The organism is Archangium violaceum (assembly GCF_016859125.1).
Classification (GTDB): Bacteria; Myxococcota; Myxococcia; order Myxococcales; family Myxococcaceae; genus Archangium; species Archangium violaceum_A.
Genome location: NZ_CP069338.1, coordinates 6,623,229 through 6,636,946 on the forward strand (window position 1 = coordinate 6,623,229; position 13,718 = coordinate 6,636,946).

The 13,718-nt window shown below is 68.4% G+C and carries 13 protein-coding genes; 12 read left to right on the forward strand and 1 reads right to left on the reverse strand.

All coding sequences use genetic code 11. From position 1 onward, the window contains the following. Positions 1 to 87 precede the first annotated feature (87 nt). The 11 genes from JQX13_RS28380 (at position 88) to JQX13_RS28430 (ending at position 10,384) form a co-directional block, all read left to right on the forward strand. Complete coding sequence (locus JQX13_RS28380; RefSeq protein WP_203402610.1) at positions 88 to 1,539, forward strand: nicotinate phosphoribosyltransferase; 1,452 nt, start codon at positions 88 to 90, stop codon at positions 1,537 to 1,539. A gap of 18 nt (positions 1,540 to 1,557) precedes the next feature. Further along, positions 1,558 to 2,529 carry a nicotinamidase gene (locus JQX13_RS28385; RefSeq protein WP_203402611.1) on the forward strand — a complete coding sequence of 324 codons (972 nt, stop codon included), beginning with the start codon at positions 1,558 to 1,560 and terminating at the stop codon, positions 2,527 to 2,529. Beyond that, positions 2,526 to 3,239, forward strand: coding sequence for an NUDIX hydrolase (locus JQX13_RS28390; protein WP_203402612.1), 714 nt, complete (start codon positions 2,526 to 2,528; stop codon positions 3,237 to 3,239). The genes JQX13_RS28385 and JQX13_RS28390 overlap by 4 nt, the downstream gene beginning before the upstream one ends. Before the next feature lie 19 nt (positions 3,240 to 3,258). Then, positions 3,259 to 4,284 carry a DUF2169 family type VI secretion system accessory protein gene (locus tag JQX13_RS28395; RefSeq protein WP_203402613.1) on the forward strand — a complete coding sequence of 342 codons (1,026 nt, stop codon included), beginning with the start codon at positions 3,259 to 3,261 and terminating at the stop codon, positions 4,282 to 4,284. A gap of 15 nt (positions 4,285 to 4,299) precedes the next feature. Beyond that, the gene (locus JQX13_RS28400; RefSeq protein WP_203402614.1) at positions 4,300 to 4,764 is read left to right on the forward strand and encodes a DUF4150 domain-containing protein; all 465 of its coding nucleotides are present in this window, start codon (positions 4,300 to 4,302) and stop codon (positions 4,762 to 4,764) included. Between the two features lie 20 nt (positions 4,765 to 4,784). After that, complete coding sequence (locus JQX13_RS28405; RefSeq protein ID WP_203402615.1) at positions 4,785 to 5,306, forward strand: DUF6484 domain-containing protein; 522 nt, start codon at positions 4,785 to 4,787, stop codon at positions 5,304 to 5,306. Between the two features lie 5 nt (positions 5,307 to 5,311). Beyond that, the gene (locus JQX13_RS28410) at positions 5,312 to 6,628 is read left to right on the forward strand and encodes a TIGR02270 family protein (RefSeq protein WP_203402616.1); all 1,317 of its coding nucleotides are present in this window, start codon (positions 5,312 to 5,314) and stop codon (positions 6,626 to 6,628) included. Next, on the forward strand, positions 6,625 to 7,818 hold the full coding sequence (locus JQX13_RS28415) for a beta-ketoacyl synthase N-terminal-like domain-containing protein (protein WP_203402617.1): 1,194 nt from the start codon (positions 6,625 to 6,627) through the stop codon (positions 7,816 to 7,818). The genes JQX13_RS28410 and JQX13_RS28415 overlap by 4 nt, the downstream gene beginning before the upstream one ends. A gap of 4 nt (positions 7,819 to 7,822) precedes the next feature. Beyond that, positions 7,823 to 8,881, forward strand: coding sequence for an AHH domain-containing protein (locus tag JQX13_RS28420; RefSeq protein ID WP_203402618.1), 1,059 nt, complete (start codon positions 7,823 to 7,825; stop codon positions 8,879 to 8,881). Positions 8,882 to 8,959: 78 nt separating this feature from the next. Next, positions 8,960 to 9,562: an imm11 family protein gene (locus tag JQX13_RS28425; RefSeq protein ID WP_203402619.1), complete on the forward strand. Its 603-nt coding sequence runs from the start codon at positions 8,960 to 8,962 to the stop codon at positions 9,560 to 9,562. Positions 9,563 to 9,577: 15 nt separating this feature from the next. Continuing rightward, entirely contained in the window at positions 9,578 to 10,384 is an 807-nt protein-coding gene (locus tag JQX13_RS28430; RefSeq protein WP_203402620.1) for an Imm49 family immunity protein, read from the forward strand. 27 nt (positions 10,385 to 10,411) lie between these two features. On the opposite strand, the gene JQX13_RS28435 is transcribed toward JQX13_RS28430, so the two are convergent. Beyond that, the gene (locus JQX13_RS28435) at positions 10,412 to 12,676 is read right to left on the reverse strand and encodes a type VI secretion system Vgr family protein (RefSeq protein WP_203402621.1); all 2,265 of its coding nucleotides are present in this window, start codon (positions 12,674 to 12,676) and stop codon (positions 10,412 to 10,414) included. A 221-nt stretch (positions 12,677 to 12,897) separates the two neighbouring features. On the opposite strand from JQX13_RS28435, the gene JQX13_RS28440 reads away from it, so the two are divergent. Next, positions 12,898 to 13,704: a methylase gene (locus JQX13_RS28440; protein ID WP_203402622.1), complete on the forward strand. Its 807-nt coding sequence runs from the start codon at positions 12,898 to 12,900 to the stop codon at positions 13,702 to 13,704. Positions 13,705 to 13,718: the final 14 nt, after the last annotated feature.

Sequence of the window (13,718 nt, forward strand, 5' to 3'; positions counted from 1 at the left end):
CCCTTCGCCTCCTTCCCGACCCCCACGTCAGAAAGAGTATTGCCGACTCTTTCTCCGCTCGTTAGATTCCCCGGCGGGAGGCACACCATGGGGAGTCCGCTGCTCGCGACGGACGGCTACAAGTTCAGCATGGCGGAGGCTGGCTGGCCGCTGCGCCGGGAGACGTTCTACTACTCACATCGCAAGGGAGGGCAGCAGGTCGTGCCGTTGGATCTCGAGTCCTACGTGCGGGGCCTGCTCCCGGAGCCTGTCGAGAGCGACTACTCCTACCTGGCCCGCAACAGCTACGAGATGGGCGCGGGCTTCAAGGCGGCCATCCAGCAGAAGCAGAAGCTGGTCATCCGGGCGCTGCCCAAGGGCACGCGCTTCTACGCGCGGGAGCCGGTGTTCTCGGTGACGGGACCCTCGGCGATGGTGTCGTGGCTGGAGCCGCTGCTGCTGCAGCTCAACTTCCGCATCCAGATCGCCACGCAGGCGCTGGCGGACCGAGAGGCCCTGGCGAAGGCGCTCGCGGTGCTGTCGTGCGAGGAGGAGAAGCGCATCGCCCTGGAGACGCTGGACGCGGTGGGGGTGAAGCCGGTGCCCATCACCGTGGACGCCGAGGGCTACCACGCGCGGGTGCTGGCGGTGGTGCGCGAGCTGGTGGAGGCGGTGAAGGACCCGAGCCGCATCTTCGAGGTGGGTCTGCGCGCGGCCACGTGCCTGGAGCAGCATGAGATCGCCCTGAGGGCCTGCAAGGACGCCGGGGTGATGCGCACCAGCAACGTGCTGCTGGCGCGGAAGCTGGGGATGATTCCGGTGGGCACCATGGGTCACGAGCACGTGCAGCGCTACGGCTCGGACGAGGCGGCCTTCCGCGCCATCCGCGAGCGGCGGCCGGAGCGCTCCAGCTACCTGCTGGACACCTATGACACGCTGGCCTCGGGCCTGCCGTCGGCCTTCCGGCTCGTTCACGAGGACCCGGAGGCGGGGGACTCCATCCGCTTCGACTCGGGAGACAAGAAGAAGCAGTACACGCAGGCGGTGTCGCGGGCGAAGGAGGAGGGCATCAAGCCGGTGCTCATCCTGGAGGACGGACTGGACGCGCAGGCCACGCGCGAGTTCGAGGAGCTGCGCCAGCAGTTCGGCTGGGAGCCCTCGAAGCAGTTCTACGGTTACGGCGGCTTCATCGTGGCGCGCACCATGGCGTGCCCCTACACGCGGGACCGGGTGGCGGCGGTGTACAAGCTGGCGCGCACGGGTCACCAGCCGACGATGAAGTTCGGCAACGAGCTGGCCGAGGGCAAGCAGAGCATTCCGGGCGTGCCGGTGGTGTTCCGGCGCCGGAGCGGCTCGGGGCCCATCGGGCTCATCGGGCAGGAGGGCGAGCCGGTGCCCGAGGGCTACGAGCTGCTCTCCGGCACCACGCCCGAGGCCGCCGCCGCCATCCCCGCGCCCGGTACCGGGGAGCTCCGTGTCGCGTACACGCCGGCCACGCAGGCCCTGGTGGACGAGCTGCGCCACCGTCACTTCCCGAAGGGCCCCGCGCACCATTCTTGAAATTCCCTGGAGGACGTCATGCCGTTGCCCCTTCCCGAATTCCATGACGACGAGCGCGTGGGTTCGCTGTTCCTGGAGCGAGCCGCGCGGGTGACCGAGGAGGCCCGCCGCTACGCGGCGACGCACCGGATCCGGCCGGCGAGCGAGGACCGCGTGCGCATCGCCGCCTTCGGTATCGACGTGCAGGTGGCTTTCTGCCAGCCCGAGGCGAGCCTCTTCGTCCCGGGCGCGGTGGAGGACACGCGGCGCACGCTGCGCTGGCTGTACGCGCACCTGGATCGCATCACCGGGCTGGTGTTCTCGCTGGACACGCACCGCGTCTTCCAGATCTTCCACCCGGCGTGGTGGCAGGACGCGGAGGGCCGGCCGCCGGCGCCGATGACGGCCATCCTGGCCGCGGACATTCGGGCGGGGAAGTGGCGGGCCACGCGCCACCCCGAGGAGAGCCTGGCCTACTGCGAGCGCCTGGAGGCCACGGGCAGGTACGTGCTGACGGTGTGGCCGTACCACGCGCTGCTCGGAGGGCTGAGCCACGCGCTGCTCCCGTCGGTGATGGAGGCGAGCCTCTTCCACTCGGTGGCGCGGGACACGCAGACGCGCTTCGAGCAGAAGGGCGAGGAGCCGCTGACGGAGAACTACTCGGTGCTGGCGCCCGAGGTGACGGAGGTGTCGGGGCGCAAGGTGGGCGAGTTCAACCAGGAGCTCTTCGACCATCTGCTCACGTTCGACCGGGTGTACGTCTTCGGGCAGGCGAAGTCTCACTGCGTGTTGTCGACGCTGTTGGACCTGAAGCAGCACATCGAGGCGACGGACCGCTCGAAGATGGGGCGCATCCACATCCTCGAGGACGCGATGAGCCCGGTGCCGGCGCCGCCGTTGGACCCATTGCCGCCGGGGTTGGACTTCCCGCGCGTCGCCAACGAGGCGATGCGGACGTTCCGGGAGGCGGGGATGAAGGTGGTGCGGACCACCGACCCGCTGGACGTGTGAGGGCGCCGGAAGTCCTTCAGGCGCGCGAGACGCTGGCTGCGTACGCGCGCCCGGCGGTGGCGGTGGACCTGGTCATCCTGACGCTGGTGGACGGCGCGCTGAACGTGCTGCTGGTGCGCCGGGGCGGGCCTCCCTTCGAGGGGAAGCTGGCGCTGCCCGGCGGCTTCCTGCGGGTGGGGGACGGGGTGGAGGACCAGGGCGAGGACCTGGACGTGGCGGCGGCGCGCGAGCTGGAGGAGGAGACGGGGCTGGGGACGGAGGGCGTGTTGCTGGAGCAGTTCGCCACGTTCGGCAGGCCGGGGAGGGACCCTCGCATGAGGGTGCTCTCGGTGGCGTACTACGCGCTGGTGCGGCCAGATCTGGCACGGCGGGTGCGCGCGGGCGGAGACGCGGCGGAGACGTGCTGGCAGCCGGTGGCGGGGCTGCGCGAGGGCGCGCTGGCCTTCGACCACGAGGACATCCTCCAGGTGGCGTTGGAGCGGATGCGGGAGAAGCTGGACACGTCGACGCTGGCGTTCTCGCTGGTGCCGGAGACCTTCACCATTCCGGAGCTGCGCGCGGTGTTCTCCGCGGTGAAGGGCGAGCCGCAGGATCCGGGCAACTTCCGCCGCAAGGTGGCGCGGCTCATCGAGGATGGGGTGCTGGAGAAGGCACCGGGAGTGCGGCGGACGGCCTCGAAGCCCGCAGCGCTCTACCGGTTCCGCGCGTGATGGACGAGAATCCCCGGGCATGGGTCATCCCTCCATCGAGAACAAGACGCCGTTCGTCTTCGAGTTCATGGGTGTCGCGGACGAGGAGGGACGGCCTCATGTCCTCCTGCTGGCCAAGGCCACCTACGACCTGGGAACGACGGGGCTGGTGCTCGCCGAGCAGCAGGTGCCGGTGAACTGGGGTGGGGAGGCGTGGGGCAAGCCCGGGGAGTCCAGCGACAAGTACGAGCCGGAGTGTGCCTTCATCAAGCCCGCCACGGACGTGGTCCTCATCGGTCACGCGCACGCCGGGCAGAAGGAGGCCACCGAGGTTCAGGTGTCCTTGCAGGTGGGTCCGCTGAAGAAGGTCGTCCGGGTGGTGGGGGAGCGGACGTGGTTCAAGAGCCTGGGCCAGGTTTCCATGACGAAGCCGCTACCCTTCTCCCGCATGCCGCTCACCTGGGAGCGGGCCTTCGGCGGTTGGGATCGGACGAACCCGGATCCGAAGAAGCACACCTTCGAGCCCTGCAACCCCGTGGGGGTGGGCTTCCGGGCCAGCTCGAGGAACTTCGAGGAGGGACTGCGACTGCCCAACCTGGAGGATCCCCAGGTGCCGCTGCGTGAATTCGGTCAGCGCGTCCCACCGGTGGGCTTCGGTTTCACCTCGCCGCACTGGCAGCCTCGCGCGGCGTATGCCGGCACCTACGACGAGGCGTGGGCGAAGGAGCGCAAGCCGCTGCTGCCGAGGGATTTCGATCGGCGCTTCTTCAACGCCGCGCCGCCGGGGCTCGTGGCTCCGGGTTACCTCCAGGGCAACGAGCCGGTCACCCTCGTGAATGTCTCGTCTCGAGGCCGGCTCGCCTTCTCCCTGCCCGGCCAGCCAGCACCGAACGTCACGGCGGTCGTCGCGGGCGGAGCCGACCTGAATCCACGGTTGGTCCTGGATACGGTCATCCTCGACACGGATGCCCATCGCGTGATGTTGCTGTGGCGAGGTAGTATACCGCTGTTCGGGGGTGTGCGTGATTTGCGGGCCCTCGTCCTGTCGTCCGCGACCGCCAGCTGAGGAGGATGGAGTCCCATGGCCAATACCGTTGGCGTGAACAAGATGTCCGTGGTGACCAAGGACTCCAATGGAGTCTCCGCGGCCTTCCCGGATGTCTGTAAGACGCCCAGCCCGGGTGGGCCCATCCCCATTCCCTATCCCAACGTCGCGAAGTCCTCGGACACCGCGCAGGGCACCAAGAAGGTCTCGGTGGAGGGCAACCCGGTGTGCGTGAAGGACTCGAACTTCAGCACCAGCACGGGTGACGAGGCGGGCACCGCGGGCGGTGGCGTGGTCTCCGGCAAGACGAAGGGCAAGGCCGAGTTCGTCAACTTCTCCTTCGATGTGAAGTTCGAGGGCAAGAACGTGGCGCGCGCCATGGACCTGATGCTGCACAACGACAAGAACACGCCGCCCTTCCCGGTGATCCAGCCGCCCGTCATCGCCCTCGGGAAGGATGAGGGAAAGGCCGTCTGTGCCGTCTGTGAGAAGGATCTCTAGTTCGAAAGGGGGGCGATTCCATGGGCGCTCGTGAGGACGATTCGGAGGTTCAGGTCCCGGCGGTTCGCGAATCCATCCTGGGGAGTCGCGCGGGTTGGGTCGTTGGCATCGACGGCAGTGGAAGGCCGTTGGTGGATTTCGAGGGCAATGAGGCCGGCCCCGTCGCCGCGCTGTTGGCCGCCGTCGTGGACGCCCAGGCCCTGAAGGCCGCGGCGGACCGGCGTCAGCGGGCGGTGCTCCTCTTCGAGAACGGTGATCCGCTTCGGCCCTTTCTCATGGGGCTCGTCCAGGAGCCGAGCCCGACCCCTCTGCTGGACGAACTGCTGGAGCAGACGCCCGCGCAGGAGGCGAGCCGGCCGACGGAGGCCTGGGTCGACGGTCAGCGGGTGACCATCGAGGGCAAGGAGGAGGTCGTCATCCGGTGTGGTGCGGCGAGCATCACCCTCCGGCGTAACGGCAAGGTCGTCATCAAGGGCACCTTCGTGGAGACGAGCGCCAGCGGCAAGAATCGCATCAAGGGCGGCTCGGTCGAGATCAACTAGCCGCCATGAGTGATCGGTCCGACCCCCTCTTGAACTGGGACATCCAGGAGGAACATCTCGACGAGGCCGCCTTCTTCTGGGGCCAGTGGGAGCGCTCCCTCTCCGCTCCCGACGAAGTGCTCCCCGACGTCGCGGTCGGTGAGGAGCGGTTGCTGGCCCGCCTGGACGCGCTCGTCCTGGGGGGACCGCGAGTGGCCGAGAGGTTGCTGATGCCGGCGCTTGCCTCGGATGAGCCCGAGCGTCTCTCCTCCGCCGCCTTCACGCTCCTGTTCGACGCCTCGTCCCGACGGGGCTCCGATGCGGTGCTCAGCGCCCTGCGTGACGCGGCTCCCGATGCATGCGCCGCCATCCTGAGGGCCCTCGAGGTCCTCCCCACCGCCTCGCTTCCGGCCTGGGTGGAGTCGTTGCTGGCCCAACCCGAGCCATCACTCCAGGCCCTGGCGTTGGATGTGCTCGGTGCACACAGCCTCTCTCCCGGGCTCGAGTTGACGGGCTTTCTCTCGGAGGAGGATCCGCGGCTGTCCGCCGCCGCCCTGCGCGCCTCGGTGCGCCTCCGAGCGCGGTTGGATCGAAAGGTGCTGCAACGCTTCTGGTCCTCGTCCGAGTCCTCCGTGCGTGACGCCGCCATCCTCGCCGGCCTCATCCAGGGGCAGCGCGAGGCGTGGATGTCCTGCCGGCAGGTCGTGGAGGCGCGCGGGCCCGACCTCGAGCTGCCCCTGCTGTTGCTCGCGCTGGGTGGAGACGCCGGGGAGCTGGCTCCGCTCCGGGGGCTGCTCGACGTGACGGCGCTTCGTCCACACGTCCTCTGGGCCCTCGGGTTCAGTGGACGCGTGTCCGCGGCCGAAGCCTGCCTGGCGTATCTGGGTGACGAGGCGGTGGGCCACCTGGCGGCCGAGGCGTTCTGCTCCATCACGGGGCTGGAGCTCTCGGGCCGGTTCCTGGCCGGGGATCCGTTCCTGGAGGACGAGGAGCCCGGGTCGGAGGCGCCCTTGGGTTCGCATCCCATGCCGGGCCCGGGTCTGCCCCTCCTCGATGCACGGCTCGTGCGGGACTGGTGGGTGGAGTCCAGGACGCGGTTCAATCCCGAGACACGCTACCTGCGTGGGCGGCCCTGGAGCCCCGCCGTCCTGCTCCAGGGGCTGTGGACGGAGCCCATGCGGCGGCGGCATGGCCTGGCGCTGGAGGTCGCCCTTCGGAGCCAGGGCACCTTCCAGGCGCGCACGCGTCGTTTCGCGCGCCACCAGCTCGCGGTGTTGGAGACGCTTCGCACCACGCCTCCCTCCCTGTCCTCGGGTCCGTTCGTGAGGGGGCTCGCTTCATGATTCCCTCCGGGTCTTCCCCCACGCTGCCCCTGGGCTCCATCGCCATCACCGGTCTGGGGTTGACCACCTCCATCGGACTGGACGTGGTGGCGAGCTGCATGTCGGCGCGGGCGGGCGTGACGCGCTGGACGCCGCTCGATATCGAAGAGCCCGACCTCGACACGCTGGAGAGCGTGCCGTTGAAGGGACATGCCGTGCGTGGCCTCACCGATGGCTTCGAGGGAATCGGGCGGCTCCTGCGGCTGGGGAACACGGCGCTGGCGGACCTGCTCGACTACGCGGGGCTGGCTTCGGCGGTCCCTCCGCGCACGGGCTTCTTCGTGTGTCTGCCGGGAGACTTCCACGCCACCCAGCGGCTTGAGGCCGAGCTGCTCTCGGGCCCCGCGCCGGACGAGGTCGCACGGGCCTCGTTCCAGGAGCACTTCGAGGAGCAGCGGCAACTCCAGGCGAGGCTGGAGGGACGCATGGTCTCGGAGTTGCTGTCCCGCAACGGGCTGTCCATCCACCCCTCGCTGCGGGCCTGTTTCTTCGGGGGACCGGCCACCTTCGCTCGTGCCGTGGAGCTGGCGGTCCATCGACTTCGGACGCGGGAGCTCGACCGCTGCATCGTGGGGGGCATCGACTCGTTCGTGCACGGGGCCGTCCTGAGGGACGTCTACGAGCTGGGCCTGTTGCGGACGCAGGAGCAGCCCTCGGGCTTCTTCCCGGGCGAGGCGGCCGCGTTCATCCTGTTGGAGAGGGCGGACGCGGCCCGTGGGCGTGGGGCCCGTGTCGAGGCCCTGCTCGGGCCGGTGGCCCTCGCGGAAGAGCCGTTCCACCGGTTGTCGGGCGCGTCGCCGCAGGGGGTCGCCCTCGCCCACACGGCGGAGGCGTGTCTTCGGGAAGGCCAGGCGCGGCCCGGTCTCGTCATCGTCAATCTCAATGGGGATGACTTCCGGGCCCAGGACTTCGGTGGCGCGCTCGTGCGCCTGGGGCGCGAGCGTCTGCCCGAGTCCTTCCAGCAGTGGTATCCGCCGGCGTCTTTTGGAGAGCTCGGCGCCGCGACCGGGGCCGCCTCGGTGTGCCTGGCGGTCCGGGGGTTCGTGCGTGGGTACGCGGGGGGCCGGAGTGCTCTCGTGCTGTTGGTGGGGGACGATGAGGCGCGTGCGGCACTGCTCGTCGAGGATGTAAGAGCGTCAAGCCCGAGGTAGAGCCATGAGCAACGCGGAAGCAATGCGGCGTGCGTTCGAGGAGTACAAGAAGCGGGCCGATGCGGCCCGTCAGGCCAGGCAGGATGCGACGCGGGCTCGCAAGCTGGCGAACCAGGCCGAGGACAAGCTGCAGCAGGCCGAGAAGGACTACGCCAAGGCGCAGCAGGAGGGGAAGGGGAAGACCAAGGCCAAGGAGGCGCTGAAGGAGGCCGAGAAGCCCTCCAAGGCGGCCCAGAAGGCCGAGAGCAAGGCCGAGACCGCCGAGAAGAACCGGCACCTGGCCAGGCTGAAGACGAAGGACACGCACCAGCCAGGAGAGGACAACGGGTGTGTCACCCGCTGCGTCTGGGAGCAGGGTGGGCGTCCTCCCAACTACCGGCCCCGGTGCCTCTTCGATGGGCACAACCACAAAGAGAACGCCATCAAGTACCACGTCGGCAATGATCAGAGCTGGTTCAACCTGAGCTTCGATCGAGCGGGCAGCCGCGCTCGTAAGCGGCTCGAGGCCCAGGCCAAGGCCATCCACCTTTCACGGCGGGCCGACAAGAACAACCCCATCGCGACGCCTGGCGCCTGGGACATGGGGATGAGTGGCGCGAACTTCTGGTCGAGCAGCAAGACGCCCTGGCACCACGAGGCCCACCACATCATCCCGACGGATGTGCTCTATGCTGCCTTCGGGGAAGACCTGAGCCTGTTGCAGCAGCTCAAGTACAACATCAACAAGGGCGTCAACATCATCGTCCTGCCCCGGCGGCTGGCGTTCGGCAGGATCTACCTGCTGCCCGCCCACAACAACAGCCACGCGGGCTACAGCATCGAGGTCGAGAGTCGCGTCAACCGGGTGCGCTCCGCCGCGAGCAAGCAGCAGGAGAAGAAGGAGGGCCACCCGGATGTCTCCGATGCTCCCAACAACAGCTGGAAGTCCCAGCTCGAGGATCATTCGAAGCAGCTCCGGAAAACCATTCGCCGGGCGGGAATCCTGCTGGGGCTGACCGCCGATGCCTCCAACACGCTGGAGGATGTCTTCAAGTCCCAGGATCGGGGTTCCGCATCCGTTTGAGCACGCGTCCGGGCTCGTGCCGGGCTCTCGCTTCTGATACTTCGCGCAACCACCTTCACGTCGATTCGGGTCCGCCCCATGACCGCCGCCACGCACGACTACTTCATCCTCACCATGGACTACAGCGAGGAGTACTGCCGCATCGATGCGCCTCTACCCAGGCCCCTGGACAAGAAGTGCTGGAGGGCGGCCGAGGGCGAGCGGATGGGGACGGAGTATCCGGCGGGTGTGCGGCTGGCGATGTCCAAGCGGCATCGGGGGTTGGTCATTCCAGAGTACATCCCCAACACCCTCCTGATGCCCATGGTGACCGGCAAGCTCAAGACGTTGCTCGAGCAGGAGTCCGGGGCGGAGATCGAGTTCCTCCCCTTCGCGCTCTACAACCACAAGGGCCGGGTCGCCGATCCGGAGTGCTTCATCGCCAACGTCATTGGCACCAGGGAGTGGGCCGACATGACGAGGACCCGGGGTGAGAAGTCCATCATCTCGCCGGGGACCTTCGAGGCGCTCCACCTGCTCCACCTGGATTCCGCGAAGGTCGACCCGCAGGCGAAGCTCTTCCGGCTGAACATCATCCCGCGCTTCCTCATCGTCCGGGACGACCTGCGCGCCGCCTTCGAGCAACACGGCATCAAGGGGATGAAGTTCACCGCCATGGGCGAGAGGTGCCGGCTCGTTTGAGCCGGGGAGGCTGATATGCCGATGGACCTGGAGACCATTGCGGACAACGCCCGCTTCTCCCTGGATCAGGCCCTGCGCATCATCAAGCACGGGGGCGTGGCCGAGCGCTCTGGAAAGGCCTACGGCGCGGCCTCGCTCATGTACCACCGGCTCGCCTTGTGCGAGCTGCTCTCCGAAGCCCGTGCTGACCGCTTCCAGGTCCACCTGTGCAAGTCCGCGCTCGTGCGCCTCCACCTCGTCCGGCTCGTCTCCTCGGGGCGGTCCTTTCATCCCTCCACCACGTGCGCGGGCGCGAACTTCTCCTTCGTGGATGCGGTGGTGGCGGGGCAGCTCGGGCTGGCGGCGGACATCGCTCGCCTGACGACGGACAAGCACGAGCCCACCGCCGAGTACGAGGACGACTTCCTCCTGCACCGCTTCCTGCAGAGGAACTTCCTGCACCTGCACGCCGCGGAGTCCTATGACTTCACGGCGCTCTTCGATCGCTGGGAGCGGGTGCTCGAAGGGGAGCGCACCCCATACTTCGACGTGTGCCAGGCCCTGTTCCGCCGAGACGCGGCCGGGTTCGGGGACGCCCTTCTCACGGTCATCGAGGAGCGGGCCCGCTCCTTCCAGCAGAAGGACGAGCACTCGGAGGAGGCACGCCGGACGGACGGGGCCGTGTTCATGAATGGCCTGGCGCTGTTGCGGATGGCGGAGATGAGCGGGCTGCCGGCACAGCGGGAGTACCCGAACATCCCCAGCCTGGCGCGCCTGCCGCCCGGCACGATGCAGCTGTCCCCCAACGCCTGGATGAATCCCGATGAGGGACTCCCCGGGTAACTTCTCCGGGGAGGGTGATGCCGCGGGTCAGTTCTCGGAGATCTTCGAGCCCTTGATGACGACGTCGCCGCTGGCGGTGACCTCGATCTTCGCGCCCTTGATGACCACGTCGCCGTTCTTCTTCACCTGCAACGTCGCCGAGCCCACCTTCAGGGTGAACTGATCCTGGGCCACCAGGGAGATCTCCTTGGCGGAGAGCGTGTAGCTGTCCTTGACGGCGTGGTTGTGCTTGCCGCCCACGCTCACCAGCAGATCCTTCTCCACCTTCAGGGTGCGGTTCTTGTCGACCTGCTCGGACAGGTCTCCACCGACTTGCAGCGTGCGCGAGCCCTTGACCGTCTCGGACTTCTTCGCGCCCACCACCTCCACCTTGGCGCCGCCCACCTGCTCGGACTTGAGGCCACCCACCAGTTGGTTGAGTGCCCCGCCCACCGTGACGGCGTAGCCGCCGCCGACGTTCAGCATCTTCCCCAGGCCCACCGTCTCCGAGGAGGCCAGCGCCACCGTCACGCTCTGGTTGCCGCTCACGGAGATGGACTGGTCTCCCACCACGGACTCGGTGTGGTTGCCCATCACCGTCGTCGAGCGATCCTTGACGACCTCCAGGCTCTGGTTGCCGCCGATGACGGTGTCGTCGTTCTTCTTCACCTCGAGCGACTGGTTGCCCTCGATGGTGCGGCTGCGGTCCTTCTTGACGAGCAGCGTCTCGTTGCCGCCCACCATCTGCGTCTTGTCGTTCTCGACGACGATGTTGAAGTCCTTCTGGGCGTGAAGGTAGATCTCCTCCTCGCCCGCCGAGTCCTCGATGCGCAGCTCGTTGAAGCCGTTGCCGCCGGGGCTGGAGCTGGAGCGCAGGGTGCTCTGCGTCTTGTTGTCGGGCAGCGAGATGGGCGCCGGGTTCTGCCCGTTGTAGACGCTGCCGGTGACGATGGGCCGGTCCGGGTCGCCCTCGAGGAACTCCACCACCACTTCATGGCCGATGCGGGGCAGGTACAGCGCGCCCCAGCCCGGTCCCGCCCAGGCCTGGCTCACGCGGATCCAGCACGAGCTCTTGTCGTTGTTCTGGCCCTCGCGGTCCCAGTGGAACTGGACCTTGATGCGGCCGTGCTCGTCGGTGTGGATCTCCTCGCCCGAGGGACCCACGACGATGGCCGTCTGGGCGCCCGCGATGGTCGGGCGGGGCGTGGCTCGCGGCGGGCGGTAGGGCACCGACGCGGGGATGCACACGAACTCGTTGCGGTAGCCCTCCTGCTTGTCATACGCCGTCTGCCCGTGGGTGAGCACCTCCGGCTGGCTGCCCGAGTGCCTCACGGAGATGAGCAGGTAGCCGCTGTTGAGCGCGGGCACCGGGTGGTCGCCCATCTCGAACGTGTGGCCCGCGAGCAGGCGCCGGCAGTTGCTGGCTCCCGTCACCATCTCCGAGCGCGCGCGCAGCTCCTCCATGCGCACCTTGGCGAGCCCCTTGCCCACGCCCGCATCCTCGTAGCGCGCCGGGTAGTCGTAGATCTCGAGCGCGGCCTCGCCCCCGTCGGCCGCGGTGTCGGTGGTGAGATCCAACGCGGGCCGGGTGAAGTCGAAGTCGCGCAGGGTGACGGCACCGGGCTGGATCTCCAGCCGCGCGGCGAACTCGTGAATGGACTCCTGCTCCGCCACCATCTTGCTGCGCTCGCGGAAGACGAGCGTCGCCTCACCGGCCATGGCCGAGCACGTGAGCGAGGCGTCGTTGAGCACCATCTTGTGCCCGCCCTCGGTGTGCTCGAAGTAATAGAAGATGCCCTCCTCCTCGAGCAGCCGGGACACGAAGTCGAGGTCGGACTCTCGGTACTGCACGCAGTAGTCGCGTTTGGCGTAGGAGCCATTGAGCGACAGCTTGTGCTCCACCATGCCCTCGTTGAGGACCTTGTGGACGATGTCCGGGACGGTCATCTCCTGGAAGATGCGGCTCTTGCGGGTGTGCCGGAGCGTCCACAGGCGGGGCACCACCGTGACGCGGTAGCGCTGGCGCTCCGGTCCCCGGTTGGCGTCCCAGCGCACCACGCGCGACGCGATGCCATGGAAGAAGCGCGCCGTCCCGTCACCGAGCTGCACCTGCAGCAGCGCGTTCTGGCCCAGCAGTGCCTTCTCGTCCACGTCCACGTCCGGAGGCGCCGCCAGGGTGACCTCGACGGAGTAGGGCTGGGAGACCGTCTCGTCGGCCTCGAATCCCACGACGGCCAGCTCGCCCATGGCGTGGGGACCGATCTGGAATTCGAACTCGGGCTGATTGGCCTGGAGTGCAGCGGTCGCGATCACGAACTTCCCCCCTTTGGGTAACTCGACTCCTGCGAGTGTACCCTGTCTTCGGGTCCGTTCGCATCACCTCGGACCACGTCAGGAAAGACACGAGAGGCACGAAACTCCTCGGGGCCCAGCGAGCGAGCGCCCCACGGACTCGGAAACGCTCGGATGGGTAATGGTTCGCGTGGACGGTCGTGGCGGGTATGGCCGGGAGAATATAAATCCGGGACTCGCTCATGACCTCCCTGGATAGGAAGACGCGAGGACGCACCTCCCACGGGCGCCTCCAGGCTCTCGACGTGTACCTGCTCCACCAGGAGCGCGAGCTGTTGACCCGGAGCGAGGGCGCGTGGGGGCGGGCCGCCTTCGTGGACCTGGGTTTCGGCGAGCATCCATGGACCACGCTCGAGAGTGCCCGGGCCTTCCGCGAGCTCAACCCGAGGCTTCCCGTGGTGGGCGTGGAATTGGAGCCCCAGCGCGTGGAGTCCGCCCGGGAGCATGCCGACGCGCTCACCGACTTCCGGCAGGGTGGCTTCGATCTGCCCCTGGGGCCCGGGGAGACCGTCCGCCTCATCCGCGCCATGAACCTGCTGCGCGGGTACCGCCCCGAGGAGGTGCCCGGCATCCACCAGAAGCTGGGCGGGGCGCTGCTCGAGGGCGGGCTGCTCGTCGAGGGCAGCACGGACACGTCCGGAGCCGTGCTGGTGGCGCACCTGCTCCGGCGCGTTCCGGAGGGGCTCTCGCGCGAGGCCCTGCTGTTCCATACCGATTTCAGCCGCGGCTTCGCGCCCGTCCTCTTCCGCGACTGGTTACCCCGGGACTTCCGTCGCCGGGTGAAGCCCGGGGAGCCCATCCACGCCTTCTTCGCCCAATGGATGGAGACCTGGCAGGAGGCACGCGAGGTGGGTCCCCTGGAGCCTCCCGAGGCCTTCCACCACTCCGTCCTCCGGCTGGCCACGCGCGTCGAGGGCCTTGTCACGGACGCGTGGCTGCTCGCTCGGGGCTACCTACTCTGGAAGCCTCCCGGCGGTGTTTTCCGCTAGCATGCGCCCCCACC